This window comes from Shewanella aquimarina, assembly GCF_023349185.1.
GTDB classification, from domain to species: domain Bacteria; phylum Pseudomonadota; class Gammaproteobacteria; order Enterobacterales; family Shewanellaceae; genus Shewanella; species Shewanella aquimarina.
In genome coordinates this window covers 277870-304721 of record NZ_JAKIKY010000003.1, presented here as the reverse complement: position 1 = coordinate 304721, position 26852 = coordinate 277870, and the positions used below count along the sequence as shown (strand labels likewise).

21 protein-coding genes are annotated in these 26852 nt (G+C 51.1%); 11 read left to right on the top strand and 10 right to left on the bottom strand.

The features are described 5' to 3' along the window. Nucleotide 1: 1 nt before the first annotated feature. Entirely contained in the window at nucleotides 2-346 is a 345-nt protein-coding gene (locus L2731_RS05560; protein ID WP_011865729.1) for a zinc ribbon domain-containing protein YjdM, read from the top strand. Nucleotides 347-602: 256 nt separating this feature from the next. On the opposite strand, the gene cls is transcribed toward L2731_RS05560, so the two are convergent. Then, on the bottom strand, nucleotides 603-2072 hold the full coding sequence (gene cls / locus L2731_RS05555) for a cardiolipin synthase (protein WP_249252178.1): 1470 nt from the start codon (nucleotides 2070-2072) through the stop codon (nucleotides 603-605). A gap of 163 nt (nucleotides 2073-2235) precedes the next feature. Between cls and L2731_RS05550 the strand changes: the two genes are divergently transcribed. After that, nucleotides 2236-3114: an endonuclease/exonuclease/phosphatase family protein gene (locus L2731_RS05550; RefSeq protein WP_239850505.1), complete on the top strand. Its 879-nt coding sequence runs from the start codon at nucleotides 2236-2238 to the stop codon at nucleotides 3112-3114. A 223-nt stretch (nucleotides 3115-3337) separates the two neighbouring features. Here L2731_RS05550 and L2731_RS05545 read toward each other — a convergent pair whose 3' ends face one another. Further along, entirely contained in the window at nucleotides 3338-4147 is an 810-nt protein-coding gene (locus L2731_RS05545; protein WP_249252177.1) for a substrate-binding periplasmic protein, read from the bottom strand. A 375-nt stretch (nucleotides 4148-4522) separates the two neighbouring features. On the opposite strand from L2731_RS05545, the gene L2731_RS05540 reads away from it, so the two are divergent. From L2731_RS05540 to L2731_RS05520, 5 genes are all read left to right on the top strand, one after another. Next, complete coding sequence (locus L2731_RS05540; RefSeq protein ID WP_249252176.1) at nucleotides 4523-6301, top strand: DUF885 domain-containing protein; 1779 nt, start codon at nucleotides 4523-4525, stop codon at nucleotides 6299-6301. A 163-nt stretch (nucleotides 6302-6464) separates the two neighbouring features. Continuing rightward, nucleotides 6465-7145 (top strand): response regulator transcription factor, encoded by a 681-nt coding sequence (locus L2731_RS05535; protein WP_249252175.1) that lies wholly within the window; start codon nucleotides 6465-6467, stop codon nucleotides 7143-7145. 490 nt (nucleotides 7146-7635) lie between these two features. Continuing rightward, nucleotides 7636-8763: a M14 family metallopeptidase gene (locus L2731_RS05530; RefSeq protein WP_239850509.1), complete on the top strand. Its 1128-nt coding sequence runs from the start codon at nucleotides 7636-7638 to the stop codon at nucleotides 8761-8763. 8 nt (nucleotides 8764-8771) lie between these two features. Then, a complete protein-coding gene (locus L2731_RS05525; protein ID WP_041511287.1) occupies nucleotides 8772-9089 on the top strand; it encodes a hypothetical protein in 318 nt (105 codons plus the stop codon). Then, nucleotides 9086-9367 (top strand): YeaC family protein, encoded by a 282-nt coding sequence (locus tag L2731_RS05520; RefSeq protein WP_041511286.1) that lies wholly within the window; start codon nucleotides 9086-9088, stop codon nucleotides 9365-9367. The genes L2731_RS05525 and L2731_RS05520 overlap by 4 nt, the downstream gene beginning before the upstream one ends. A gap of 85 nt (nucleotides 9368-9452) precedes the next feature. Here L2731_RS05520 and ansA read toward each other — a convergent pair whose 3' ends face one another. After that, complete coding sequence (gene ansA / locus L2731_RS05515) at nucleotides 9453-10466, bottom strand: asparaginase (RefSeq protein ID WP_041511285.1); 1014 nt, start codon at nucleotides 10464-10466, stop codon at nucleotides 9453-9455. Nucleotides 10467-10577: 111 nt separating this feature from the next. Next, nucleotides 10578-12416, bottom strand: a complete 1839-nt coding sequence (sppA, locus tag L2731_RS05510; RefSeq protein ID WP_249252174.1) for a signal peptide peptidase SppA — start codon at nucleotides 12414-12416, stop codon at nucleotides 10578-10580. 165 nt (nucleotides 12417-12581) lie between these two features. On the opposite strand from sppA, the gene L2731_RS05505 reads away from it, so the two are divergent. Together L2731_RS05505 and L2731_RS05500 are read left to right on the top strand one after the other, a co-directional pair. Further along, nucleotides 12582-14597, top strand: a complete 2016-nt coding sequence (locus L2731_RS05505) for an oxidoreductase (protein WP_249252173.1) — start codon at nucleotides 12582-12584, stop codon at nucleotides 14595-14597. A gap of 191 nt (nucleotides 14598-14788) precedes the next feature. Further along, complete coding sequence (locus L2731_RS05500) at nucleotides 14789-15220, top strand: YciI family protein (protein WP_249252171.1); 432 nt, start codon at nucleotides 14789-14791, stop codon at nucleotides 15218-15220. Nucleotides 15221-15400: 180 nt separating this feature from the next. Here the strand turns inward: L2731_RS05500 and yfaE are convergent, their stop codons facing one another. The 5 genes from yfaE to ubiG form a co-directional block, all read right to left on the bottom strand. Continuing rightward, entirely contained in the window at nucleotides 15401-15778 is a 378-nt protein-coding gene (gene yfaE / locus L2731_RS05495) for a class I ribonucleotide reductase maintenance protein YfaE (RefSeq protein ID WP_415837018.1), read from the bottom strand. After that, nucleotides 15753-16883 (bottom strand): class Ia ribonucleoside-diphosphate reductase subunit beta, encoded by a 1131-nt coding sequence (gene nrdB / locus L2731_RS05490; protein ID WP_041511282.1) that lies wholly within the window; start codon nucleotides 16881-16883, stop codon nucleotides 15753-15755. Before nrdB ends, yfaE begins: the two co-directional genes overlap by 26 nt. Before the next feature lie 59 nt (nucleotides 16884-16942). Next, nucleotides 16943-19231, bottom strand: coding sequence for a class 1a ribonucleoside-diphosphate reductase subunit alpha (gene nrdA, locus L2731_RS05485; protein WP_239850514.1), 2289 nt, complete (start codon nucleotides 19229-19231; stop codon nucleotides 16943-16945). Nucleotides 19232-19700: 469 nt separating this feature from the next. Next, nucleotides 19701-20366, bottom strand: a complete 666-nt coding sequence (locus L2731_RS05480; RefSeq protein WP_415837021.1) for an HAD family hydrolase — start codon at nucleotides 20364-20366, stop codon at nucleotides 19701-19703. Between the two features lie 85 nt (nucleotides 20367-20451). Continuing rightward, nucleotides 20452-21195 carry a bifunctional 2-polyprenyl-6-hydroxyphenol methylase/3-demethylubiquinol 3-O-methyltransferase UbiG gene (ubiG, locus tag L2731_RS05475; protein WP_346429473.1) on the bottom strand — a complete coding sequence of 248 codons (744 nt, stop codon included), beginning with the start codon at nucleotides 21193-21195 and terminating at the stop codon, nucleotides 20452-20454. Between the two features lie 298 nt (nucleotides 21196-21493). On the opposite strand from ubiG, the gene gyrA reads away from it, so the two are divergent. Both gyrA and serC read left to right on the top strand, forming a co-directional pair. Next, nucleotides 21494-24133, top strand: coding sequence for a DNA topoisomerase (ATP-hydrolyzing) subunit A (gene gyrA / locus L2731_RS05470; protein WP_249252169.1), 2640 nt, complete (start codon nucleotides 21494-21496; stop codon nucleotides 24131-24133). A gap of 131 nt (nucleotides 24134-24264) precedes the next feature. Beyond that, nucleotides 24265-25359 carry a 3-phosphoserine/phosphohydroxythreonine transaminase gene (serC, locus tag L2731_RS05465; protein ID WP_249252168.1) on the top strand — a complete coding sequence of 365 codons (1095 nt, stop codon included), beginning with the start codon at nucleotides 24265-24267 and terminating at the stop codon, nucleotides 25357-25359. 247 nt (nucleotides 25360-25606) lie between these two features. Here the strand turns inward: serC and L2731_RS05460 are convergent, their stop codons facing one another. Further along, on the bottom strand, nucleotides 25607-26797 hold the full coding sequence (locus L2731_RS05460) for an amino acid aminotransferase (RefSeq protein WP_249252167.1): 1191 nt from the start codon (nucleotides 26795-26797) through the stop codon (nucleotides 25607-25609). Nucleotides 26798-26852 lie beyond the last annotated feature (55 nt).

Here is a 26852-nt window from a genome sequence, read left to right as displayed (position 1 = left end):
TATGAGCGATACAATTCCACCATGCCCAAAATGTGAGTCACCTTATGCCTATGAAGATGGCTCATTGTTGATCTGTCCAGAATGTGCTCATGAATGGAATCCTAACGAAGTAGCGGTCGATCCCGATGCGATCATCCTTAAGGATGCGGTAGGTAACCTGCTAGAAGAGGGTGACAAGGTTACCCTGATTAAAGATCTAAAGGTGAAGGGCACTTCACTGACCCTTAAAGTGGGCACCAAGGCGGTAATCAACCGTTTTGTCGATGCCGACCACGATATCGACTGTAAGGTTGATGGCCATGGTCAGATGATGCTGAAATCTAAGTTCGTGAAGAAGCAGAGCTAAGGATTAGACTTTCTCTTAGTCTTAGTCTTAGTCCCAGTCTCAGGCTTGGACCTATGCGTTAATAAAAGACCTGCCTCTGGCAGGTCTTTTTTGTCTCTCGTGCTAATTCGTTTTGTGTAAGAGAAGGTCTTTGCAAGAGCCGTTTTGTGTATGAGTTATTTTTCTATGACCACGCGGCCTTTAGAGTCCTCATGGCTTACCGCTTGCCACCTCTGTTTCTTGCCTCGAATGGTTCATTCCAGCTTTCTTTAGCGCATTAGAGTAAGGGGCTAAAGAGATAGAAGAGGTGTTCTATCACCCTCTGGTACAAAGGCCTGCGCTGCCAACGCTTGTATTCGAGTTGCTCGGCGTTGTCGATATAGCCCTGCTGCAGCGCCCTTAAGGACTCGGCAAAAACCTTATCGTCCACCGCCAGGGTAAGTTCGAAGTTGAGCCATAGGCTGCGCATGTCCATGTTGACCGTGCCGATAAGGCAATGCTCATCGTCGATCAGCACAGATTTAGTATGCAGCAGACCTCCCCTAAATCTGTGGATCTTGACGCCAGCCTTAAGCAGCTCCGCAAAGAAGGAGCGACTGGCCCACTTGACCATAGTGGAATCGTTTTTCTGTGGAATGATGATGTTAACATCGACGCCGCGCGCGGCCGCCGTGATCAGTGCATCCAGCAGGTTTTCGCTGGGGACAAAATAGGGCGTGGTGATCACTATCTTACGACAAGCCTGGTAGAGGCTCTGCAGCAATACTTGGTGGATCACCTCTTCGGGCATGCCCGGCCCAGAGGGGATCACCTGTACCAGAGAGTCCTGTACTAGGGAGTCGTCCTCTGTGGGCACTTGAGGAAGGCCTGGCGGCTCGGGTAAGCATCGTTCGCTGGTTTCCACTTCCCAGTCCCATGCGGCAACTGTGTTTAGTAAGGGCACGGCCGGGCCGATTAAGCGCACCATGACATCTATCCATTGGCCGACGCCTTCGCTCTGCTTAAAGTATTTGGGATCCACCAGGTTCATCGAGCCCGTATAGGCGATTTGATTATCGATAACGACTATCTTGCGATGCAGGCGTAGATCCAGCCGTCTAAAAAACATCCTTAAGGGGCTGACACTCAGCGCCTGGGAGATCTCTACGCCAGCGGCGCGCATCTGTGTTGGCCACGGAGAGTTAAAAAAGGTGCGACTACCGGCGGCGTCTAGCAGGATCTTCACCGCAACGCCGCGCTCGGAGGCATTTATCACCGCTCTGGCAACTTCATCGGCCAAGCCACCTGGATGCCAGATGTAAAACGCCATGACGACACTCTCACGCGCCGCGTCGATATCTTGGGTAATAGAGTTGAGTATGCCTGAGGGCGTATGCTGCAAACACAGATGATTGCCGCTCAGAGAGGGGATACCCAGCTGAGTATCGCATAGCTGGCTTATGGCTCTGGCGTGATCGCTTTGACGCTCTGGCGTGTGCTGAGGGTGTTGATACAGCGCGGCGAACCATTGACCATAGGGCTTAAACATTGCCTTGGAGCGAGTGGCCCGGGTTTGCCCCAGGTGCAATTCGCCAAAGAGAATGTAGGCGATAATTCCCACCAGGGGAAGAAAGTAGATCACCAGTATCCAAGAGAAGGAGACTCCTATGGTGCGGCGTTTAACCACCAGGCGCAGCGCGATGGCGCCGAGTAGCAGCCAATAGATGAATACGCCTGCGATGGCGAGAATTTGATGTACATTTTCCATAATGTCAGTATGAGCCTAGATCGCACTCGCTGAGTATGATTCGATAATGACGATGAAGCTAACTATAGCGTGATCGCTATCATATAGGCTAAGCTGCTGGTACCAAAGCACTATTTTTAACTGTCTCCTTAAGGCAGTTAATATCCATGATTAGAGTAACCCTGTGAGTCAAAAGCCAGCCAAGTCGACGCGATTGTCGCGCCTGTGGTTAAAATCATTACTATTATTACTCCTATCTGCGGCTGTCTATGTGGCTGTGGCGACCTATCTTAACGGCGAGCCTGAGGTGATGATGAGTGAGATTGAGCCTGTATTTGTCTCTCAATGTGTTACCGCTCCGAGTAGCCGGGTGCTCGATAGTGAAGGGCGACTCAGGGTGGGGGTCTGGAACATCTATAAGCAGCAAAAGAAGGGCTGGCAGCAGGATCTGACCGAGCTGGCCAGACGCAGTGAGCTGATGCTGTTGCAGGAAGCCAAGTTAAACGCCGGATTCCATCAATACCTCGACGGTTCTAGCCTGCATCTGGTAATGGCCAAGGCCTTTTCCCTACTCAAATCCCCCGTCGGTGTGATGAATCTCGCTACAGAGCAGGCGCGCGATGCCTGTGCCTACCATGCGGTAGAGCCTTGGATCCGTTTCGCTAAATCGACTCTTATCTCACGCTACCCCTTATCCAACGGCCAGACCCTCTTAGTAGTCAACCTCCATGGGATCAACTTTGACTGGCAGTTAAAGAGCTATCGTGCCCAGTGGCAGCAGATCGTTCAGAAGATCAATCTGCATCAAGGTCCCGTGATATTAGGGGGCGACTTTAATACCTGGCGTGGACAGCGTATGGCCTATATTGAGCAACTGGCACATCAACTCAGGCTGAAGGAAGCCGTGTATGAGGAGGACAAGCGCCATCGGGTATTCGGCTTGCCGCTGGATCATCTCTATTATCGAGGTCTAAACCTGATGATGGCTGAGTCCTTCACCAGTGGCGCGTCGGATCACAATCCCATCTGGGCCGAATTTAAATTAAAGCCTGGCGCTCATTAGCGCTGTTCCCAAAAAGACTAACCCTAATAGCCCTCGCTCTGATCACACTCGATAATTGGGTTAGGTTTTACTTATCAGAACGACCATGGGTAACGCTAAAGCTTCTATGGCAAGGCTCGGTAAGCTTGTATGCGTAGCAGTTTTTAAATAAGCGTTTTAGGTAAGTGTTTAGATAGGTGCTTACATAAATTTCTAAATGAGTATTTGAACAAACATTTGAGTATTACTGGTAGTCGAAGCGACACGCCTGCGTATGGCGATTGAAGCGCTCGAGGAAGCCTGGGTGCTTGGCCAAGAAAGTCTTGCCAAAATAGACGCCGAGATCGATGCGCATATTGGGCCTTTTCACAAAGGCGTCCAGTGACAGTTGCGACTGGCGCACCTGGGCTTCAAATAGCAGGGCATTTTCCATCACGCCATCTATACGCTTGGCGTCCAGCAACTTAACCAGTTCGCTGATCGTCGGAAACGTTTTCACCCGCTTAAATTTATTCTTGGCCAGCCAATGGGCGCTATTGGAATGGATACGCGCGCCAAATACTGTATTGGATTTTTGCTCATTCATACTCGCCGGAATCCGATAATTCTTGTGGTAGTAAAAGTTCCATTCCTGTTGAATGAAGGTATTACTCAGTACGGCGAATTGATCGCGCCATTCGTTGCGTGAGGCGGAGAAGAAGGCGTCATATTTTCCCTGTTTGACGCTATTTTGTGCCCGGCCCCAGGGAAGGAAGATCACCCTATAGGGTTGTCCTATTTTTGCCATGACACAATCGAGAGCCGTTAGCCCGTAGCCGCTCTCATGGGCAACGCCCTGTGTGTCTCTTTCCTGGCTATGATAAGGCGCCCACTGCTGAGTGGTTATGGTGACCAGCTTAGGCTTGCTCTTTTGTGATGAATTATTTTGATCGCTCTTGGCGTTGCTATAAAAGGCAATAGAGAGAATAGTGCCTATTATAATCAGGCTCGAGCAAAATATTTTCACCTTTGCTTGATGATGAAAAGAGCGTTTGGACTGGGCTTTGTTAACCATGGCGAACCTCGTTAGGCCTCTAAACTCAGTGTAGTGTCCACCGGCCCTCTGTCAAAAACGCTTATGCCATGTACAGCTTATGTTGGAATGGGGGCGGGCGATTGGGGAGGGCGTTAGTCGAGATTAGACGTAAATCGCACCGTCAGGCATGAGCATAGCAAACGGCTTTGTAACAAAGCTTGTCTAATCTGGTCTGCCTGCTGCAATTTGCTTGGCAACGTGATTTACTATGGGCCAACTGGGCTAAGCTCATGTATCGGCTAAGTATCTCCAATGACAGCAACAGCTGAGCAGGCCGTATAGAGATCCGGTTAAGCTAAGCATTCATCAGGAAATTTTCAGCCGTTAATAATAAGAATCAAGGGAAGAAGCATAATGAAAAAAAGCATCATCGCTGCCGCCATCGTCCTGGGGCTAGGTAGTTTAACCGCTTGTCAGACACACCAGGCAGAATCGGTAGATTCTCAAGGGGCTAGTGCACTAGAGGTACAGGCATTAAGTTTTAGCGAGTTTTCAACGCAATTTATCGATGCCTTGTGGCAACAGTCGCCTACCTGGGCGCTCTATAGTGGCTATCACAAATACGATGGTGTGCTTAAGGTGCCAAATGCTCAAAGCCGCAAAGAGAGCCTAGCCTTCGTCGATGCCCAACTTAAGCTGCTAAATGGGTTCGATATGAATAAGCTCACGCCCAGCGAGCTGATCGACTATAAGCTTATCGAGAACCTATTGAAGCAAGACCGCTGGGAGATAGAAACCTTTAAGTCGTGGCAGTGGAACCCAGCTAATTACAATGTTGCGGGCGGTTTTGCACAGCTGATCAACGAAGATTTTGCGCCGCTGGACGAGCGTCTGCGCTCATTCTTGTCTCGTATGGAAAATGTGCCTGCCTACTATGTGGCGGCAAGGGAGAATATCGATAAGCCGACCTTGGAACATACGCAATTGGCCATCATGCAAAACCGTGGTGCCTTCAGCGTGTTTTCCGACGATCTGCTAAAACAGGTCGCCGCCTCGGGTCTTAGCGATGATGAGAAGGCGCTGTTCAATTCTCGTTTCAAACTCGTAGTCGATGCCATCAACCAGCATATCGACTGGTTGACTAGCCTTGAGGCTAAGCTAACCAAAGAGGGAGCCCGTAGCTTTAGAATTGGCGAGGCGCTCTATGAGCAGAAGTTTGCCTTTGATATTCAATCAGGCATGTCTGCCAAGCAGCTGTACGAGAAGGCCCTTGCCGATAAGGCCAGAGTCCAGGGGGAGATGGCTAAGATCACCAAGCAGCTGTGGAGCAAATATTTCAATACCCAGATGCCAAGCGACACTAAGGTGGCAACCCGCCAGCTGATTGATAAGTTGTCGTCGCGTCATGTTAAACGTGAAGACTTTGTGACCGAGGTGCGCGCTCAGATCCCCGAGCTGGTAAAGTTTGTCAACGAGAAGCAGCTGGTTACCCTAGATCCTAAGAAGCCCCTAGTTGTACGTGAAACCCCAGAATATATGCGCGGGTTTGCCGGCGCCTCGATTAGTGCGCCTGGCCCCTATGAGAAGACGGGCAACACTTACTATAACGTCACGCCACTCGATGGCATGAGCGACGCTTCTGCTGAGAGTTACTTGAGAGAATACAACCATTGGATCTTGCAGGTGCTCAATATTCACGAGGCGATTCCTGGCCATTATACTCAGTTGGTCTACTCCAATGAGTCGCCTAGTCTGGTGAAGAGCCTATTTGGCAACGGCGCCATGGTCGAGGGTTGGGCCGTTTATGCCGAGCGTATGATGCTCGAAGAGGGCTATGGTAACTTCGAGTCTGAGATGTGGCTAATGTACTACAAGTGGAACCTGAGGGTCATTGCCAACACGATTCTGGATTACAGCATTCAGGTGAAGGGGATGACCGAAGAGGAGGCGATTGCGCTGATGACTCAGGAGGCGTTCCAACAACAGGCGGAAGCAGAGGGTAAATGGCGCCGCGCGACCCTGAGTCAGGTGCAGCTAACGAGCTACTATGCGGGTTATCGCGAGATCTATGATTTCCGCGAAGAACTTAAGGCTAAACAGGGCGAAGACTTCAACCTTAAAGGTTTCCACGAACAGTTCTTAAGCTATGGTAGTGCGCCGGTGAAGTACATTCGTCAGCTGATGCTAAAGTAAGATAGACAAGTGATTAAGGCCCCTAAAGGGGCCTTTTTTGTCCCTTCGTCACTGCACCTGTGAGATGTCGGTCATAGTTTTATCCTCAGGTGAGATAAAGGACTGGATTGGCTCGATGAGTTAATGTAACCTTAATGATAATTGTTATCATTAAGGTTATTAAATGGAAAGAGTGCTACTCGTTGATGATGATCCCTTTGCGCGCGAAGTCCTTTATCTTGGCTTAATGGCCAGCGGGTATCAGGTGCATTGTGCCAGTAATGGCCAGGAAGCGCTGTTGATCTTAGGTAAAATGACGATAGATCTCATTATCTTAGATGTTGAGATGCCCCATCTGGATGGCTTTGCGTTTCTGCAGGCACGCAGCGATAATCTGCCGGTGATCCTCATCTCGGCAACCGATGAAGAGGAGAGGCGGATAAAAGGATTTCGCCTCGGCGCCGATGATTTTATCTCTAAGCCGGTCAGTGTACGCGAGCTGGTGGCACGCATCGATGCGCTACGCCGCCGCGCGGACATCACTAAGTCCCAGTTAACCGAGGTTCTGCCGTTGCCGATAAAGGCGATCTACTTTAATCAAAATGACTTTAGCATCGAGGTAGCCGAAAGACGTGTCGCCTTAACCCAGACGGAGTTTAAGCTGCTCAAGTACCTTTTCGATCGCAAGGGCGAGGTGATCACTAAACAGGAACTGCAGCGTAGTGTGTTAAAGAAAGATCTCGGACAGTTTGATCGTAATCTGGATATGCATATCAGCAATACCCGGCGCAAACTGGCCAAGATCAGCCTGCCAAAAACCATCATCAATACGGTTAGAGGCCAAGGCTACAGCTTTCTCTGCTAGGGCCTGGTTTTCTTTCGGGTCTAACTTGAGGTCGAGCTAAAGCTGTTGGCGTCTTGTCTCTGGGCTTTTTACTTGTGCTTAATGCTTGGCGCTTGGTGCAAGAGTCGAGCAATGGAGGAGTGGCCTAGCTTTGTCTTGGACTCCCAGTGTCCTGGCTTAGTCTATCTCCAGCCATAAGCAGTTGGACGCATATATCGGATGGACGCATAAAGATGTTCCCCTAGCCGCCGCTATCCGCATTTGTCGACTATTTTGACTGTGTCATCTCGGATTGCTTTGCAACAACAAAACCGCCTTGATTCTGCCTTGTATAAATCACCTTCAAACTGCTTTAAAAACAAACGGCAAAGGTCAACAGGCCCTAGTCATTTTGACAGCAAAAAATCTGGCTTTTATTTGGCGCAAGCGGTGCGAAAATGGGGCAAATTAGTTTATCCTTAGGGGATCAGCAGACCCAAGACGTCTGCCTTAACTCAATGAAGGAATGGATATGCTAATCAGTGCCAATTTTGACGGCGGTAATATTGAAGTCATCAACCAAGATGATATCAATAATGTGCAACTGGCCATTAGACCCGATGAAGGGGGCGAGTTTTTTCAGTGGTTTAACTTTCGCCTACAAGGTGAAGTGGGCCAGCGCTATACCCTGAATATAATCAACGCGGGTCAGGCTTCTTACACCAAAGGTTGGGAAGACTATCAGGCTGCGGCAACCTACGACAGACAGCAATGGTTCCGCCTGCCGACGCATTATCAAGATGGCAAACTGACCATAGAGGTAGAGTTGGATTGTGAGATGATCCAGATTGCCTACTTCGCGCCCTATAGCTATGAGCGTCATCAAGACCTGCTCAGTGCCGTACAGGTCCATCCCTTAGTCTCTATCGAGCATCTGGGTAAAACCTTAGACGATCGCGACATGACCCTGGTTAAGGTGGGTGATGAAGATGAAGAGAAAGCCAAGATCTGGATCACCGCTCGCCAGCACCCGGGTGAAACCATGGCCGAATGGCTGGTGGAAGGCCTGCTGAATAACCTGCTCGATGGCGATTGTCCAACGGCCAAGGCGCTGCTGGATAAGGCTAACTTCTATATCGTGCCAAACATGAATCCCGATGGCGGCGTACGTGGCCACCTGAGAACCAACGCTAAGGGGGTTAACCTCAACCGCGAATGGCAGAGCCCATCGCTAGAGAAGAGCCCCGAGGTGTACCATGTGGTCAATCGGATGAAAGAAACCGGTGTCGATCTCTATTACGATGTCCATGGCGACGAAGGCCTGCCTTATGTGTTCCTCGCTGGCTGCGAAGGTGTACCGGGTTACAACCAGAAGATGGCCGATCTCCAAGCCGATTTTGTTAAGGCCCTGCTGATGGCCAGTGCCGATTTTCAAGATGAATTTGGCTACGATAAGGATGAACCGGGTCAGGCGAATCTTACCGTGGCTTCAAACTGGGTGGCGCAAACCTTCGGCTGTCTCTCTAATACCCTAGAGATGCCGTTTAAAGATAATGCCAACATGCCAGATCCTATGTCTGGCTGGTCACCTGAGCGTTGTATCTACCTTGGCGAGGCGTCACTGCTGGCGATGCTGGCCGTGGTCGATAAGCTGAGATAGGAGGGGAGATGGCCTTAGTAGAATGCCCAAGCTGTCATAAGCGCATATCGAGTTTGGCTAAGAGCTGCCCGCACTGTTCTTCCGGCCTGTCGGGAGATAATGAGTCGCTTAATCGGATCAGTCATATTAAGCGCACTAACCAGCTAATGAATCAGAGTTTTCTGGCGATGACGCTGTTTATCGCCGGTGTAGTGCTCTGGTTTTGGGGCGGCGAACCCGCCGAGGGACTCAGAGCCAATATCGCTGGCATCTGCTTCGTCTTTGGCTTTATCGGTTATCTGATAGCCAGAATCCGCATCGTGTTACATAAACGGAAGAGTATATGAGTGATATCAATAAGGTGATCGATGATATGCCCCAAGAGGTATATGAGCGATTACTCAGCGCCGTCGAACTCGGCAAGTGGGAAGATGGCACTGTGCTGTCTGATGAGCAGAGAGACTCGACCCTGCAACTTGTGATGATGTACCAGGCTCGCAGGTTAGATCAGAAGGATCACTTCACCATCAATAATCAGGGTGAATTGAACGAGCTGTCGAAGGCTGAGCTGAAACGTCAGTTTAAGGGCGAGAGTATCGCCGCCTTCAAAGAGCAAGACCTCTAAGCGCAAAAAGCCCCTTTAATAAGGGGCTTTTTAATTCATCGTCTGTTGGCTAATAAGCTGTTTAGCTTATCGCCTTTAGGCTTCGCTAGTCTTCGGTCAGCTCGCCGCAGAGATCTTGCTGCATCTGCACCCGAATATCGCTTACCGAAAGCTCGGTCGATAGCAGGTAATGCAGTTTGCTGAGCGCGGCTTCCGTCGTCATATCGAAACCACTGATCACCCCGGCCTTGGCCAGCGCATTGCCCGTGGCATAGCCACCCATGTTGACCTTACCCTGCAGACATTGGGTGAGGTTCACCAATATGATGCCGCGCTCGTTGGCTCTACGCAGACACTCGAGCAGCTCAGGATTCTGTGGTGCGTTGCCCACACCGTAGGTGAGCAAAATCAGCGCCTTGACTGGCTGCTGCAGTATGTTGTCGATGATCTCAGTGGTGATCCCGGGGTAGAGGGTGACCACGCCTATGGGCTGTGGACTGATCTTGTTGACCGTGAGGGTATTGGCCTTACTATCTGAGATGCGTCCCGCCTTGAGGCGGATCTTAATGCCCGCTTCTAACAGGATAGGGAAGTTGGGCGAGGCAAAGGCATCGAAGCCGTCCGCATGGGCCTTGGTGGTACGATTGCCACGAAACAGCTTGTTGTTAAAGAATAAACATACCTCGGCCACCGGATAGTTGGCGGCGATATAGAGGGCGTTGAGCAGATTGGTCTGTCCGTCGGAGCGCAACTGGGCGAGCGGGATCTGCGAGCCGGTGACGATCACGGGCTTGGTGAGCCCCTGAAGCATGAAGGAAAGCGCCGAGGCGGTAAAGGCCATGGTATCTGTGCCGTGCAGGATCACGAAGCCGTCATACTTGTCATAGTTCGCCTTGATATCGTCGGCGATCATCTGCCAGTCTGTCGGCGCCATGTTGGAGGAGTCGATCAGGGGACAGTATTCATGGATGACAAAATCTGGCATCTCCTGGTGAAAAAACTCTGGCATGGCCTTTACGCAGTCGGTAAGAAACCCTGGTACCGGGGCGAAACCATTGTCTGTCTTTTGCATGCCTATGGTGCCGCCTGTGTAGGCGACATAGATGGAGGGCTTTTTCATTATAGTGATAGCTTTATTGATGCAGGATTGGCGCGATTATACTTAGGATGACGCCAATAAAAAAGCCCGCATCGGCGGGCTTTATTGTGATTAAGTCGCGATAGCGACTAACTAGTTACAGCTGTCGCAGTAGAGATAGAGACCCTTTGGATCGTCAAAGGCGTTAAACTCTTCGGCGATGCTGCTCACCTGACCAAGCAACTGTTCGACTAGGCTGCTCTGAGACAGGCTCTGTGGCATATAACTAACGGCCTGGGCAAACATCTCTTGAATGAACAGCTCTTGGGGAGAGAGTTCCTGCTCGATCAATTTGGTATCGAATTTCTCAAGCTTAGCAAGCTCGGCCGCCTTGGTGACGGCCTGCTCAAGATCGCCGAGTTCATCGACCAGGCCAAGGTCTAGGGCACGTTTGCCTGACCAGACACGGCCTTGGGCGATTTTGTCTACCTCGTCGGGCTTCATGCCACGCTCCTCTGAGACGAGGGAGATAAAGTCCTGATAGCCGCGCTCGATATGACGCTGGATGATCGCCTTAACCTCATCGCTGATCCCTTGGGTGCTGGAAAACGACGTCCAGCCAGAGGTCGATACGCCGTCTGTGTGGATCCCGATCTCAGCCAATGAATCTTCGAAGGTGGTCATCATACCGAAGATGCCGATAGATCCCGTCAGCGTTGTCGGTGTGGCAAAGATATAATCGGCGCTCGCCGAGATCCAGTAGCCACCCGAAGCGGCGTAGGTGCCCATGCTCACTACCACAGGTTTATTGGCCTCCTTCAGGGCCAGTACTTCTTGGCGGATCTGCTCTGAGGCAAACGCGCTGCCGCCAGGGCTGTCGACTCTCAGAACGACCGCTTTTACCTTGTCGTCGAATCTGGCCTTGCGTAGCAGGGCAGAGGTGCTCTCGCCGCCGATCTGGCCAGCCGCCTGGTGACCATTGAGAATGTTACCCTTGGCCACTATGATACCGACGGCATCGTGCATCAGCACCGGTGGGAATTGTTGAATAACGCTCTGGTAGTCATAGAAGCTAATCTGCTTGAAACTGTGACCCTCTTTGGCTTTACCAACTTGCTCTACCATGTGCAGACGGAACTGCTCGGCGGAGGCGAGTTTATCGACCCAGCCAAGGTTCATCGCCATCTGTGATGAGCGGCCTTTGGCCTTGTCGAGTTCGCTAAGGTAACGCTCGGCGCTGAGCATGAGGTCTTCCTGCTTGATGCCGCGGTTCTCACTGACTGTGGCTTCGTAGCTATCCCAGATGTCTTGCAGTAGTTCGCGGTTGGCCGACTTGGCGGCCTCAGACATGTCGTCGCGCATGAAGGGCTCGACCGCTGACTTAAAGGTGCCCACCCTGAAGACGTGCGCCTTGATCTTAAGCTTGTCCAGTGCCGACTTAAAATATTGACGATAGCGGCTCAGGCCTTCGATCTCCACCGAACCCTGGGGATTAAGGTAGATGGTATCGGCGAAGCTCGCCAGGAAGTACTGGTTTTGTCCATACCAGTTGCCCATGGCAATAATTGGCTTACCCGAGTCTTTAAAGCGACTCAGCGCATCGCCTATGCTTTGTAGCTTGCTGATCCCCGTCCATCTCAGGTGACCAATGTCGAGCACTATGGCGGAGATACGCTTGTCGCTGGCGGCGTTATCGATAGCATTTAGCAGATCGGCGAGTAGGATCTCGCCGTCACTCTGGCCCCCTTTGCCACTCTTCATGGCTGCCTCGATGGGGTCCACCTGGCGCTTCTGCTCAACCACACTACCAGAGAGATCCAGCACCAATGCTGATCCCTCTTCGACGGTCGGGCTCTCCTCGCCGGCGAGGATCACAACTAATAGGGCGATAAAACCGAAGAAGAATAGATTTAAGATCACCTTGCGTGTGGTATTCACCACCTTCCACAAGGTGGAAAAGATCCGTTTAAATATTGAGGGCTTAGCGGACATTATCCACTCCTTTATGACTCTGATCCCTCTATGCTAACTGAAAATAGCCATGGGGGCGAAACACAATTGTAAATGAATCTTAAGCTTTGGCATGCATTGAGTATTGAGCAAAATGGAAACAGCGGGTATGCTGATTTAAATCACTTGTTTAAAAAGGATGTTTAAATGTCGTTTCCGCATTTATTAGAACCCTTAGATCTTGGCTTCACACAACTGAAGAATCGTGTGCTCATGGGCTCCATGCACACTGGACTCGAAGAAGAAAAGGGCGGTTTTGAGAAACTGGCAAAATTCTATCAAGAACGTGCTGCCGGTGGTGTTGGTCTGATTGTCACCGGTGGGATCTCGCCTAACCTCAGAGGCCGACTGGCGCCTAATGCCTGTCAGCTTAGCTTTCCCTGGCAGGTGGCCAAGCATAAAATCGTCACTCAGGCGGTACACGAGGCTGGCGGTAAGATCTGTATGCAGATCCTCCATGCAGGACGTTACGGTTATCATCCTTTTTCCCAGGCGCCGAGCAAGATAAAGTCGCCTATTACGCCTTTTACCCCGTCGGCCATGTCGGGACGTCAGGTAAGAAGCACCATTAAAGATTACGCCACCACGGCGGCGCTGGCTAAGAAGGCGGGCTATGATGGTGTCGAAGTGATGGGATCTGAAGGTTACCTCATTAATCAATTTATCTGTGCCAGAACCAATAAACGCAGCGATGAATGGGGTGGAGAATTTAGCCAAAGAGCCAGATTCCCGGTGGAGATCGTCAAGGGTATCCGCGAGAAGGTCGGCAGCGATTTTATTATCGTGTTTCGTCTCTCTATGCTGGATTTGGTGGATAACGGTTCTTCCTGGGAAGAGGTGGTGCAGCTGGCTAAATGGTTGGAAAGCGCCGGCGTGACCATTATCAACACGGGAATAGGCTGGCATGAGGCCAGGGTGCCGACCATTGCCACCAGCGTGCCTCGCGGCGCATTCGCCTGGGTTACCGAGCGCCTTAAGCAAGAGGTGAGTGTGCCGCTTATTGCCACCAACCGCATCAATACCCCTGAAATCGGTGAGCAGATCATTGCATCGGGTCAGGCCGACATGGTCTCGATGGCCCGTCCATTCCTGGCCGATGCCGAGTTCGTCAATAAGGCGGCGGCTGGAGAGAGCAAGCTAATCAACACCTGTATCGGTTGTAATCAGGCTTGTCTGGATCATACTTTTGCGCTGAAGCGCGCCACCTGCCTGGTTAATCCCAGGGCATGTTATGAGACCGAGCTAAATTTTACGCCAGCTAACAACAAGAAGCGCATCGCCGTCATGGGCGCAGGACCTGCCGGCATGGCATTTTCCATCTATGCCGCCAGCCGCGGCCATCAGGTCGTGCTGTTTGAGGCCAAAGGCGAGGTAGGCGGTCAATTTAACCTGGCCCGTAAGATCCCGGGCAAAGAAGAGTTTGATGAGACCATACGTTACTTCACCGAGCAGATGAAGTTGCATAAGGTCGAACTCAGGCTCAACACCCGACTGGACGCCTCAGTGGTTAGAGACGAGCCCTTCGACGAGGTGGTGATTGCCGCAGGTGTCGTGCCAAGAGCGCTCGATTTACCTGGCTTTAAGAGTCCCAAGGTTGTGAACTATCAACAGGTTCTCAATGGCGAGGTAGAGGTTGGCGAGCGGGTAGCGCTTATCGGCGCCGGCGGCATAGGCTTCGATATGGCTCACTATCTTGGAGAGCAGGAGTCGACCACGCTTAAACCCGATACCTGGCTGAAGCAGTGGGGTATCGACAAGTCCTATGGCGAGCGAGGCGGTTTGACTACACCTGAGTCTGAACATCCAAGCCGTAAGATTTATCTGTTGCAACGTAAAACCAGCAAGATGGGTAAGGGGCTTGGCAAGACCACAGGTTGGATCCACCGCGCCGTAGCTAAACACCATGATGTCGAGATGTTAAACGGCGTCGCCTACGAGAAGTTTGACGAACAAGGCCTGCATATCAAGGTGGGTGAAGAGGCCAAGGTACTCGAGGTCGATAATGTGGTCTTATGTGCCGGTCAAGAGTCCAACCGCAGCCTGGTCGACGAGATGAAAAACAGCGGACTGCCGGTACACCTGATTGGCGGAGTAGATGTCGCAGCAGAACTTGATGCGAAACGGGCGATTCGCCAAGGCGCCGAGCTGGCCGCAAGCATCTAAGAAGCTTAAAAGTTGGCTACCGCTAGCTAATGGTTGTAAAAGTGAAAAGCTAATCCTTTGGGTTAGCTTTTTTTATGGTCTTGACATAACTTAAGCTAATGCTTACTAAGGTGGATTAGATAATGAACGAAATTAGAACAAAAGCTAATACAGTAACGAGTACCAAAAATCATCGCTTGCTCGTTACTTTGATGGGGGCTATAGCGACTCTGGTGGTGAGTTTGCCCCTAAGGGCAGAAACCTATGACGCCGAGCTGGCCGCCAAGGTCGGCGCCGATGAATATGGCATGAAGCGCTACGTGATGGCCATGCTCATGAGCGGTCCTAATCGCGACCAAACCGAAGAAGAGGCAGAGCGGCTGCAGCGGGCGCACCTGGATAATATCACTCGATTGGCCGAGGCTGGCAAACTGGTGCTGGCAGGGCCCTTCTTGGAAGAGGGTGACTTAAGAGGGATCTATATCTTCAACGTTACCAGCGTCGAGGAGGCTAAGGCCTTAACCCAGTCCGACCCCGCCATTAAGGCCGGTCGCCTGGTGATGGAGCTGCATCCCTGGTATGGCAGCGCCGCCTTGATGGAGGTTAATCGGCTGCACGATAAGCTAGCGAAAAAAGCGATCTAACTGACAGCGCAGTAAGACAGCTGAAGAGTGCCAAAGCAATATCCGGAGTTTGTCTGCTGCTTTTCTGATGGTTTGTCTAGGTGGGCTTTGGCTAAGTTTCTGTACAAGTTTTTTTAAGGCTATGCCTTAGCGGTGAGCTAAGTTGAGCGCTGAGAGGGGCGCTGAGTGAGTATCTGGGAGTTAGTCGGCGGCGGCGCAGGCTAACTCGACAGAGACTTGCGCGGTAACGACCTCAGCCCCCTGGGCCGAGAGTGCCAGATCCAGATCGCCATCGGGATGACAGCAGCAGGGCAGGCACTCATCCTCTTCCAGCTCGACCAGCGGCTCTGTGTGGTAGACGACACTGCCGCGATTGACCTTGGTCTTACAGGCACCACAAAAGCCGTTGCGACACTCAGAGAAGATACGGACTTTCTTCTGCTCGAGCGCCGCCAACAGGCTCTGGTGGTTGCTGGTATAGAGTAGGACTGGTTGCCCTTGAAGGCTCACGATAGGAGCCTTCTTAAAGATCGCCTTGTTAAAGGCCTCTTTCTTATAGATCAAAGTCGGCAAACTCACTTTCGTCGACAGAGGCGTCGATCTGACCCACAAGATAAGAGGATACCTCGACTTCCTGTGGCGCGACCTGTACCGAATCACTCTCCAACCAGTTCTTCATCCAAGGCAGAGGGTTGCTCTGATCGGCATATGGGCTTGCCAGGTTGACTGACTTCATACGCTCGTTGGTGATGTACTCGACGTACTGACAGAGGATCTGCTCGTTCAGGCCGATCATAGAGCCATCCTTAAACAGGTACTTGGCCCACTCTTTCTCTTGCTCGGCTGCCTTAACGAAGATATCGATCGCCTGCTGTTCGCACTCTTTGGCGATCTCGGCCATCTCAGGATCGTCCTTGCCGCCTTGCATCAGCTTAAGGATATGCTGAGTGCTGTTAAGGTGAAGGGCTTCATCACGGGCGATGAGGCGGATGATCTTGGCGTTACCTTCCATCACCTTACGCTCGGCGAAGGCGAATGAGCAGGCGAAGCTGACGTAGAAGCGGATCGCCTCAAGTACGTTAACCGACATCATGCACAGGTAGAGGGCTTTCTTGATCTCACGGGTTGTGACCACTAGGGTCTTGCCGTTGATCTCGTGAGTGCCTTCGCCCATCAGATGATAGATCTGGCTGAGTTCGATCAGGTTATCGTAGTAATCGGCAATATCGCTGGCACGCTTGAGGATCTCTTCGTTCTGGACGATGTCGTCGAATACTACCGAAGGATCGTTCACTATGTTACGAATGATGTGGGTGTATGAGCGAGAGTGAATCGTCTCGGAGAAAGACCAGGTCTCGATCCAGGTCTCAAGCTCTGGCAGCGACACTAATGGCAGGAAGGCGACGTTTGGCGAGCGTCCCTGAATAGAATCCAGTAGGGTCTGGTACTTGAGGTTTGAGATAAAGATATGCTTCTCATGATCCGGCAGCGCCGCATAATCAATCTTATCTTTGCTGACATCCACCTCTTCTGGACGCCAGAAGAAAGAGAGTTGCTTCTCGATCAGCTTTTCGAACACTTCATATTTTTGCAGATCGTAACGGGCAACGTTAACCGATTGACCGAGAAACATGGGTTCAAGCAGGGCATTGTTAGGTGTTTGACAAAATGTTGAATAGGCCATTTTTCTATCTTCCGATAAAGGGGGCAAGGCCCCCTGATAAAAGGTTAAAACACGTAGAGTTAGATCTTACAGGCGCCGCCTGCACAGCTATCGTCTTCTTTCTCAATGGAGGTGATATCGTCATATTTATCTGACGCACCGTCACGTGTGTTGTGATAGTAAAGTGTCTTCACACCATATTTGTATGCCGTTAGTAGGTCTTTCAGCAGCACCTGCATAGGCACCTTGGCACCTGGGAAGCGGCTTGGGTCATAGTTGGTGTTGGCCGAGATAGATTGGTCAACAAACTTCTGCATCAAGCCTACCAGCTGCAGGTAACCTTCGTTGCCTGGCATGTTCCAAAGTAGCTCGTAGCTGTACTGGTACTTCTCGAAGTCCGGTACCACTTGCTTGAGCTGACCGTCCTTACTGGCTTTTACGCTGATAAGGCCGCGTGGAGGCTCGATACCGTTAGTCGCGTTTGAGATCTGCGATGAGGTCTCAGATGGCATCAGGGCCGACAGGGTCGAGTTACGCAGGCCGTGGGTCTTGATCTCCTCACGTAGCGTTTCCCAATCCAGGTGCAGTGGCTCGTCACAAATCTTATCGAGATCGCGCTTGTAGGTATCGATAGGCAGGATACCCTTTGCGTAGTTGGTCTCGTGGAAGGCAGGGCAGGCGCCTTGCTCTTTTGCAAGCTTCATCGAGGCCTTAAGCAGATAGAACTGGATCGCTTCGAAGGTCTTGTGCGTGATGCCGTTGGCGCTGCCGTCTGAGTAACGTACGCCTTCTTTAGCCAGATAGTTGGCAAAGTTGATCACACCAATTCCGAGCGTACGACGATTCATCGAGCCTTTGTGCGCCGAAACGATCGGGTAGTCTTGATAATCAAGCAGGCTATCGAGTGCACGCACGGCAAGATCTGCTAGGCTTTCGAGCTCGTCCAACTTCTTGATGGCACCCAGGTTCAACGCAGAAAGGGTACAAAGGGCTATTTCACCATCGGGATCGTCGATGTTGTTTAGCGGCTTGGTCGGCAATGCGATTTCAAGACACAGGTTAGATTGACGCACCGGCGCAACCTTAGCATCGAACGGGCTATGAGTATTACAGTGATCCACGTTCTGGATATAGATACGACCCGTTGAGGCCCGCTCTTGCATCATCAAGGAGAAGAGTTCTACCGCCTTGATCTGCTTCTTACGAATGCTCTCATCTTGCTCATACTTCACATACAGACGCTCGAACTCGGCCTGATCTTCGAAGAAGGCATCATATAGGCCTGGTACGTCTGATGGGCTAAACAGGGTGATCATGCCGCCCTGAATAAGACGCTGGTACATCAGCTTGTTGAGCTGCACGCCGTAGTCCAGGTGACGAATACGGTTATCTTCTACGCCGCGGTTGTTCTTCAGCACCAGCAGAGACTCAACCTCAAGGTGCCACATCGGGTAGAACAGGGTTGCTGCGCCGCCGCGAACGCCGCCTTGTGAACAAGACTTAACCGCCGTCTGGAAATACTTATAGAAAGGCAGACAGCCTGTGTGGAATGCCTCACCGCCGCGGATTGGGCTGCCCAGCGCGCGGATGCGGCCAGCGTTGACCCCGATGCCAGCACGTTGCGACACATATTTCACGATAGAAGAGGCGGTCGCATTGATAGAATCCAGGCTGTCACCACACTCGATCAGTACGCAGGAGCTGAACTGACGAGTCGGCGTACGCACGCCTGACATGATAGGTGTCGGTAGCGAGATCTTAAAGGTCGAGGTCGCGTCATAGAAATCTTTAACGTACTGAAGACGCGTCTCTTTCGGGTAGTTGGCAAACAGACAGGCCGCCACCAGAATATAGAGAAACTGCGCGCTCTCGTAGACTTCGTGGGTGACACGGTTTTGAACCAGGTACTTACCTTCCAGCTGCTTAACCGCGGCATAAGAGAAGTTCATGTCGCGCCAATGGTCGATATAGCTGTCGAGTGTGTCTAACTCCTCGCGGCTATAGTCGTTAAGAATATGCGTGTCATATTTGCCTAGCTCAACCAGCTTCACCACATGGTCGTATAGCGAAGGCGGCTCAAACTGACCGAAGGCTTTCTTGCGCAGGTGGAAAATGGCCAGACGTGCAGAGAGGAACTGGTAGTCTGGTGATTCCGGCGAGATAAGGTCGGCAGCGGCCTTAATAATGGTTTCGTGGATCGCTTCAGTTGGGATTCCATCATAAAACTGAAGGTGTGAACGTAATTCGACTTCCGATACTGAGACATTATTCAGTCCTTTGGCCGCCCAAGTGATCACTCGGTGGATCTTATCGAGATCGATAGTTTCACGTTCGCCACTGCGCTTCGTGACTTGCATATTGCTGTTCATTGAAGATAAGCCTTGAATTAAATATCGCTAGGGGTGAAAAGCTCCACCCTACGTTTCCATGTAAAAACAATCGAAGATGTTAAAAAAGTACCTGAGCACTACTGCAGTTCTAGTGGCTTCGACCGCCGCCCATACACAAGATATGGTGTTTTTTATTTAATAGGATACAAGATAGTGAGGTTGGTGGGATATTGCAAGCGGGTTTTTAGGGGACAAGTTGTGGATATCTTGGGGGTAAACCAAAGGGTTAGTAATGGCTTACCTTTAACCCTTGTTTTCAATTACGATAGCAAAGTCGGGTCAAGTTTTAGACGACCGATAACGCCTATCACGAAAGCTAAAATATTGGCCAGATCCTATGGATCTTTTTGTGCTAAAAAAGGATCGCGCTCCCAGTTAAGACGACTTTTTACTGATGCGTCACACGCCAGCACACAATAGCATGTGATTCATCTCTCTTAACAGACACTTATCCCTGTTTTAGCAGCTCAAGTACCTTAGATGGCGCCTCGAAACCAAAGTCGTGCGGCCATAGGTGTGCGTGGTCATTGTTTCCAATATAACCCCAATGCGCGATGCCGCCGAGCATGTCACTATTGCGTGCCGCCTCGAGGTCTCGTTTGGCATCGCCGAGATAGAGAATATGCGCACAGCTCACACCCAGTTGGGATGCGGCCAGCCGCATCGGTGCGGGATGGGGTTTACTCTGGGTGGTGGAATCGCCGCTGATGATGGCTGGCATCTTACTGGCTAACTCAAGCCTGTGCAGTAGGGGCCGGGCAAAGCGCGCCGCCTTATTGGTGACGACACCATAGGGGATGCGCTGGTCACTAAGGTGTTGCAGCAAGGGGAGCATGCCATCAAACAGCTTGGCCGCCTGGCCATTGACCCTGTGATAATGAGTAAGTAGCGCCTGCTGGATTGCCGCTTTCTCTTCATCATTAAGGTGGGGCTGAGCGGCTTCGACCAAGGCCAGGCTGCCATGAGACGCCGCAAAGCGAATATCTTCCAGCAATTGGCTGGGCAGTCCGAAGTCGTTTAGTGCGAGGTTTAGCGCCAGCACGAGATCTGGCGCCGTGTCGACTAAGGTGCCATCGAGGTCGAACAGTACACCTTTTATCTGCATTGTATCGATAGCCACTGCATCGATAGGCACTGCATCAATAGGCATTGCATCGATAGGCATTGCATCGATAGACATGCCTTCTGTCGCCAACCCTTTAGTCATCCTGCTTAACCGTGGCGATCATATAGTTGACGTCTAATGACTTGGTGTAACGGAAGATATCGGTCAGCGGGTTATAGGTGATGCCAGTGGCGTCGACGCACTCTAGCTCCACCGCATCGGCCATGCCAATGAGTTCCGATGGCTTGATGTACTTCTTATGATCGTGGGTGCCCACAGGCAACATCTTAAGTAGATACTCGGCGCCAAGCACTGTCTCAACATAGGCCCTCAGGTTGCGGTTGATGGTCGAAAAGAACACATAGCCGCCAGGCTTGACCATGTCGCTACAGGCCTTGATCACAGAGGCAGGGTCGGGCACGTGTTCGAGCATCTCCATGCAGGTGACTACATCATACTGACCTTTATGGCTGTCTCTGTGGTGCTCTGCCGTGTCCTGGATGTAGTTAATCTCAACGCCCATCTCTAAGGCGTGAAGTTTAGCAACATCGAGGGGCTCGGCGCCCATATCCAATCCATCTACCTTAGCTCCCAGACGCGCCATGCTTTCGGAGAGAATACCGCCGCCGCAACCGACATCCAGCACACGCTTACCAAATAGGCCACCGACGGCTTGATCGATATAGTTGAGTCTCAGGGGATTGAGCTTATGAATAGGTTTAAATTCCCCTTCGGGATCCCACCAAGTGGCAGCCATCTTCTCAAACTTGGCAATTTCTTGCGGATCGACATTGGCATTACTAGTTTCAGAAAAATTTGTCTCAGAAAGGTTAGACACGGACGGTCCTCACAAGGGGATAAATGATGTAGCTATTATACCCATCGCCTTAGATAAACAAAGAAGAAGCCAGCGAAAATGTCTGCTTAGTCATCAGATTGCTGTTAAAGCGTTCATTCTACCTAAAACCGACTTAGGTTTTACGCCGTAAACAGATATTTGAGGTGAAATTTCAATAGGGTCTAGCGCCTTTAAATATCTGTGTTAGAATGCCAAATCACGTTTTCAGGCTTGGTAAAATATTGCCTGGTTTTTAAGCAGTATTTTGTCGGCTAAATTTCAAGGGATCGAGCAGTTTATGACTGATCTGGCTTCATCTATAACACCAATTAATATTGAAGACGAATTAAAGAATTCATATTTGGATTACGCCATGAGCGTGATCGTTGGCCGTGCGTTACCCGATGTGCGTGACGGTCTAAAGCCGGTTCATCGCCGCGTATTATTCGCGATGAACGAGTTGAAGAACGATTGGAACAAACCTTATAAAAAGTCGGCGCGTGTCGTCGGTGATGTGATCGGTAAATATCACCCGCACGGTGACTCGGCCGTTTACGACACTATCGTTCGTATGGCGCAGCCGTTTTCTATGCGCTACACCTTGGTCGATGGTCAGGGTAACTTTGGTTCGGTCGATGGTGACGCCGCGGCGGCCATGCGTTATACCGAAATTCGTATGGATAAGCTGGCGCATCAACTGCTGGCTGACCTAGAGAAAGAAACCGTCGATTACGTCCCTAACTACGACGGAACCGAGCAGATCCCGGCAGTGTTGCCGACCCGCATTCCTGCTTTGCTGGTCAACGGTTCGTCGGGTATCGCCGTGGGTATGGCGACCAACATTCCACCTCATAACCTTTCAGAAGTGATCTCCGGCTGTCTTGCGCTGATCGATGAGCCAAGTCTCTCTATCGAGCAGTTGATGGAGCATATTCCAGGTCCAGACTTCCCAACGGCGGCGATCGTCAACGGCCGTAAGGGTATCGAAGATGCCTATAAGACGGGTCGTGGTAAGGCGGTCATGCGCGCCCGCGCTACCGTTGAGACTGAAGACAACGGTCGTGAACGCATTATCGTTACCGAGATCCCTTATCAGGTGAACAAGGCGCGTTTGATCGAGAAGATCGCCGAGCTGGTAAAAGATAAGAAGATCGAAGGCATCAGCGGCCTGCGCGACGAGTCTGATAAAGACGGTATGCGTATCGTTATCGAGGTGAAGCGTGGCGAAGTGGGTGAGGTGATCCTCAACAACCTATACGCCCAGACACAGCTACAGACCTCTTTCGGTATCAACATGGTGGCCTTGACCAATGGTCAGCCTAAGTTGTTTAACCTTAAAGAGATGCTCGAGTGCTTCATCCTTCACCGTCGTGAAGTGGTGACTCGCCGTACCGTATTTGAACTGCGTAAGGCGCGTGAGCGTGCGCATATCCTCGAAGCATTGGCGATTGCGCTGGCTAACATAGATCCTATCATCGAGCTGATTAAGGCATCACCAACGCCAGCCGAAGCGAAAACCAAGCTGGTTGCGCAAGGTTGGGCCCTTGGTAATGTACAAGGCATGCTGGAGAAGGCCGGAGATGATGCCGCGCGTCCAGAGTGGCTGGCGCCCGAATTTGGTATTCGCGATGGCCTCTACTTCCTGACCGAGCAACAGGCTCAGGCGATTCTGGATCTGCGTCTGCACAAGCTGACTGGTCTGGAACATGAGAAGATCTTAAGTGAATATGAAGAGCTGCTGGAACTGATCGCAGCCCTGCTTTACATCCTGCGCAGCCCAGCGCGTCTGATGGAAGTGATCAAAGAAGAACTCCAGGAAGTGCTGGAAAACTTCGGTGATGAGCGCCGCACAGAGCTTAATGCTTCTGCTGTGGATATCAGCCTCGAAGATCTGATCAACGAAGAAGATGTCGTGGTCACCCTGTCTCACCTGGGTTACGCCAAGTATCAACCATTGAGCGACTATCAGGCCCAGCGTCGTGGTGGTAAGGGTAAGGCGGCGACTAAGGTGAAAGATGAAGATTTCGTCGAGAAGCTGCTGGTTGCCAACACCCACGACACCATCCTGTGCTTCTCCGATTTCGGTAAGATGTACTGGCTCAAGGTGTACCAGCTACCGCTGGCAAGCCGTCAGGCCCGTGGTCGTCCAATTATCAACCTGTTGCCATTAGCCGAAGGCGAGCGCATTACCGCTATCTTGCCAGTACGTGATTACGATGCCGACAAGTATGTGATCATGGCGACCTCTCACGGCACCGTGAAGAAGACCTCACTGGATCAATACTCTCGTCCAAGAGCCAACGGTATCATCGCCGTGAACCTTAAAGATGGCGATCAGCTGATCGGTGTCGATATCACTAACGGTGATAACGAGGTAATGCTGTTCTCTAACGAAGGTAAGGTCGTTCGCTTCAGCGAAGATCAGGTTCGTGGCATGGGCCGCACCGCGACAGGTGTGCGCGGTATCAAGCTAGAAGATGGTCAGAGCGTGGTCTCGCTCATCGTGCCTAAGAATGATGGCGCCATTCTAACCGTCACCGAGAACGGCTATGGTAAGCGTACGGATCTGGATGAATACCCAGCTAAGAGCCGTGCGACCAAGGGTGTAGTCTCAATCAAGGTCAGCGAGCGTAACGGCGCCGTCGTAGGTGCGGTACAAGTGCTTGAAAACGACGAGATCATGTTGATCAGCGATAAGGGCACCCTGGTACGTACACCTGCATCTGGTGTATCGACAATTGGTCGTAACACTCAAGGTGTGACCATTATCCGTACGGCAAGTGACGAGACGGTAGTGGGACTGCAACGTATCGACGAGATCCAAGATGAACAGGAGTTTGACGAAGAGGGCAACCCTATCATCACAGATACTGTCGAAGAGCAACAAGTCGAAGGCGAAGCGCCCGAGGCTGAGCCAGACGTTGAGCCAAACGAATAGCGTTTAGCGAGATTAACGGGCGTCCTTATGGACGCTCGTTTTGTTTGAGCAAGTCAAACCCACAATTAACAATAAGCCAGTGGCATTTAATCTGACGCAACACAGTTGAAAGAAGAGCAAAGGAGAAAGCAGTGAGCGCGACATATAATTTCTGTGCAGGGCCGGCCATGTTACCTCAGCCCGTAATGCAAAAGGCACAAGAGGAGTTATTGGATTGGAACGGGCAGGGTGTCTCCGTGATGGAGATCAGCCATCGTAGTAAAGAGTTTATCGCGCTGACTCAGCAGGCCGATGCCGACATCAGAGAGCTGATGAATATTCCCAGCAACTACCATGTACTCTTTATGCATGGCGGTGGTCGTGGCCAATTTGCCGCTGTTGTGAATAATTTACTTGGCAATAACGGAAAGGCGCTCTATCTGGTCGATGGTAGCTGGTCTTCATCGGCAGTCGAGGAAGCCAAGAAACTCGCCGGTGATGCGCAGATCGACACTCTAAATATCGTTGACAAAACCGATGGTATTAGCCGGGTTGTGTTACCAGAGCTGAGCGAGATCAAGCAAGATTATCGTTATCTGCATTACTGCCCAAATGAGACGGTAGATGGTATCGAAATTTTTGATGAGTTAGATTCTCCTTGGCCAATTGTTGCCGATATGTCTTCTAACATCATGTCTCGTGAGATAGAAGTCAGCCGCTACGGCCTGATCTATGCCGGCGCCCAGAAAAACATAGGCCCATCGGGTTTGAGCATAGTTATCGTCCGCGATGATTTACTGCAATATCCGCAGCTGACTCAGGCGTCCATCATGGATTATCGACTGGCAGTAAAACATGACTCCATGTTCAATACGCCGCCAACCTTCGCCTGGTACCTGGCCGCCGAAGTGTTTAAGTGGCTTAAGGCGCAAGGTGGCGTGGCTGAAGTCGCCAAGATTAATGAGCGTAAGGCCGAGACCCTATATGGCTTTATCGACAGCTGTGACTTCTATGAGAACCGCGTGGCGAGCGCAAACCGTTCGAATATGAACGTGACCTTCTACCTAAAAGATGAGTCCCTTAACGAGGCGTTTTTAGCCGAGGCCAAGGCCGCAGGCCTGGTCGCATTGAAGGGCCATCGCAGTGTCGGCGGCATGCGCGCCAGCATCTATAACGCCATGCCTTTAGCAGGCGTCGAGGCGTTGGTTAGCTTCATGAAAGCCTTTGCCGATAAACATGCTGCCTGATACCAATCGTAATAAACAATTGATCATTCTAGCTTGTTAAAACGCTCGATAACTGTATTAGTATTTTTAATTGTAGAATAACTACTTATCTAAAAATTCTGCTTTGTTCTCAAGCGTTTTTCCTGTGCTATTTCTGATCACATGTTTACTGTGATTGGTATAACTCAAAGGGCGCTTGAGCTAAACAAAAAGGGGACCGTAGGGTCCCCTTTTTACTAGATATTAAATATCTGATATCGGCTGAGTATTACAACACCTTGGCGATGGACTCGGCGAGGTAATCGACATTGCCATTACCTATGCCGGCGATGCTGATGCGGCTAGAATCTACCATATAGATACTGTGGTCCGCTTGGAGCTGCGCAACTTGTTCTGGGGTAATGCCGAGGAAGGAGAACATACCTTTCTGCTTGGCAATAAAGCTAAAGTCACGGGTCACACCTTTTTCGATCAGCTTGTTCACTAGCATGGCACGGTTGCCATTGATGCGGTCACGCATCACTTTTAGCTCATCTAGCCACTGCTGCTTGAGTTCATCTGAACCCAAAATGGTTTCTACAATCGCCGCGCCATGGGCTGGCGGCATAGAGTAGATGCAGCGCACCACGTAGAGCAGTACAGAATAAGCCACATTGGCCTTTTGGCTATCTTTAGCGACGATAGAGCAGGCGCCGATACGCTCGCGATACAGGCCGAAGTTCTTCGAGCAAGAGCTACACAGGATCATGTCGTTGACGTTAGCCGCCATGTGGCGCACGCCATAGGCATCTTCATCGACACCATCACCAAAGCCCTGATAGGCCATATCGATGAGTGGAGTGAAACCTTGCTGCTTAGTCAGTGCGATCACCTGATCCCACTGCTCGTTAGTGAGGTCCATGCCACTTGGGTTGTGACAACAGGCATGGAACAAGACCACATCGTCTGCGCTAATCTGGCCAAGGGTTGCCAGCATCTCCTCGAATTTCAGCGTCTTGTTTTGATGATCATAGTAGGGGTAGGTCTTGACCTGAATACCGGCCGCCTCAAACAAGGCAGTATGATTTGCCCAGGTTGGATCGCTCACCCAGATCACGCTATTTGGATTGATGCGTTTGATGAAATCCGCCGCGACACGCAGGGAGCCTGTGCCACCTGGGGTAGATACGGTGCGAATGCGATCGGCTAGCAGCGCCGGATTGTCTTGGCCAAACGCCAATTCGCCCATCAGCTGATTAAAGGCGGGGGAGCCCGTTGGACCTATGTAAACTTTTGTTGCCTCGGTATCGATACGATGCTGCTCGGCGCGTTTGACGCAGGCTAAGATCGGGGTGTTTCCCGCTTCGTCCTTATATACACCAACGCCTAGATCTACCTTGTTTGCATGGGGATCTTCACGGAATTTTGTCATCAGCCCTAGGATAGGATCGGCGGGCATAGGGGAAAGATTCTCGAACATGGCTCCAACTACCTTATTGTCTTGTTATAGGCCCTTAATGGCCTTCGCTGTGCGT

Coding starts and splice junctions, on each gene's coding strand:
- gyrA (WP_249252169.1), top strand. CDS start 21,494: ATGACTGATCTGGCTTCATCTATAACACCAATTAATATTGAAGACGAA.
- L2731_RS05560 (WP_011865729.1), top strand. CDS start 2: ATGAGCGATACAATTCCACCATGCCCAAAATGTGAGTCACCTTATGCC.
- L2731_RS05525 (WP_041511287.1), top strand. CDS start 8,772: ATGGCCTTAGTAGAATGCCCAAGCTGTCATAAGCGCATATCGAGTTTG.
- ansA (WP_041511285.1), bottom strand. CDS start 10,466: ATGAAAAAGCCCTCCATCTATGTCGCCTACACAGGCGGCACCATAGGC.
- nrdB (WP_041511282.1), bottom strand. CDS start 16,883: ATGGCCTATTCAACATTTTGTCAAACACCTAACAATGCCCTGCTTGAA.
- L2731_RS05540 (WP_249252176.1), top strand. CDS start 4,523: ATGAAAAAAAGCATCATCGCTGCCGCCATCGTCCTGGGGCTAGGTAGT.
- L2731_RS05500 (WP_249252171.1), top strand. CDS start 14,789: ATGGGGGCTATAGCGACTCTGGTGGTGAGTTTGCCCCTAAGGGCAGAA.
- L2731_RS05505 (WP_249252173.1), top strand. CDS start 12,582: ATGTCGTTTCCGCATTTATTAGAACCCTTAGATCTTGGCTTCACACAA.
- L2731_RS05530 (WP_239850509.1), top strand. CDS start 7,636: ATGCTAATCAGTGCCAATTTTGACGGCGGTAATATTGAAGTCATCAAC.
- L2731_RS05545 (WP_249252177.1), bottom strand. CDS start 4,147: ATGGTTAACAAAGCCCAGTCCAAACGCTCTTTTCATCATCAAGCAAAG.
- L2731_RS05520 (WP_041511286.1), top strand. CDS start 9,086: ATGAGTGATATCAATAAGGTGATCGATGATATGCCCCAAGAGGTATAT.
- L2731_RS05460 (WP_249252167.1), bottom strand. CDS start 26,797: ATGTTCGAGAATCTTTCCCCTATGCCCGCCGATCCTATCCTAGGGCTG.
- cls (WP_249252178.1), bottom strand. CDS start 2,072: ATGGAAAATGTACATCAAATTCTCGCCATCGCAGGCGTATTCATCTAT.
- nrdA (WP_239850514.1), bottom strand. CDS start 19,231: ATGAACAGCAATATGCAAGTCACGAAGCGCAGTGGCGAACGTGAAACT.
- sppA (WP_249252174.1), bottom strand. CDS start 12,416: ATGTCCGCTAAGCCCTCAATATTTAAACGGATCTTTTCCACCTTGTGG.
- L2731_RS05535 (WP_249252175.1), top strand. CDS start 6,465: ATGGAAAGAGTGCTACTCGTTGATGATGATCCCTTTGCGCGCGAAGTC.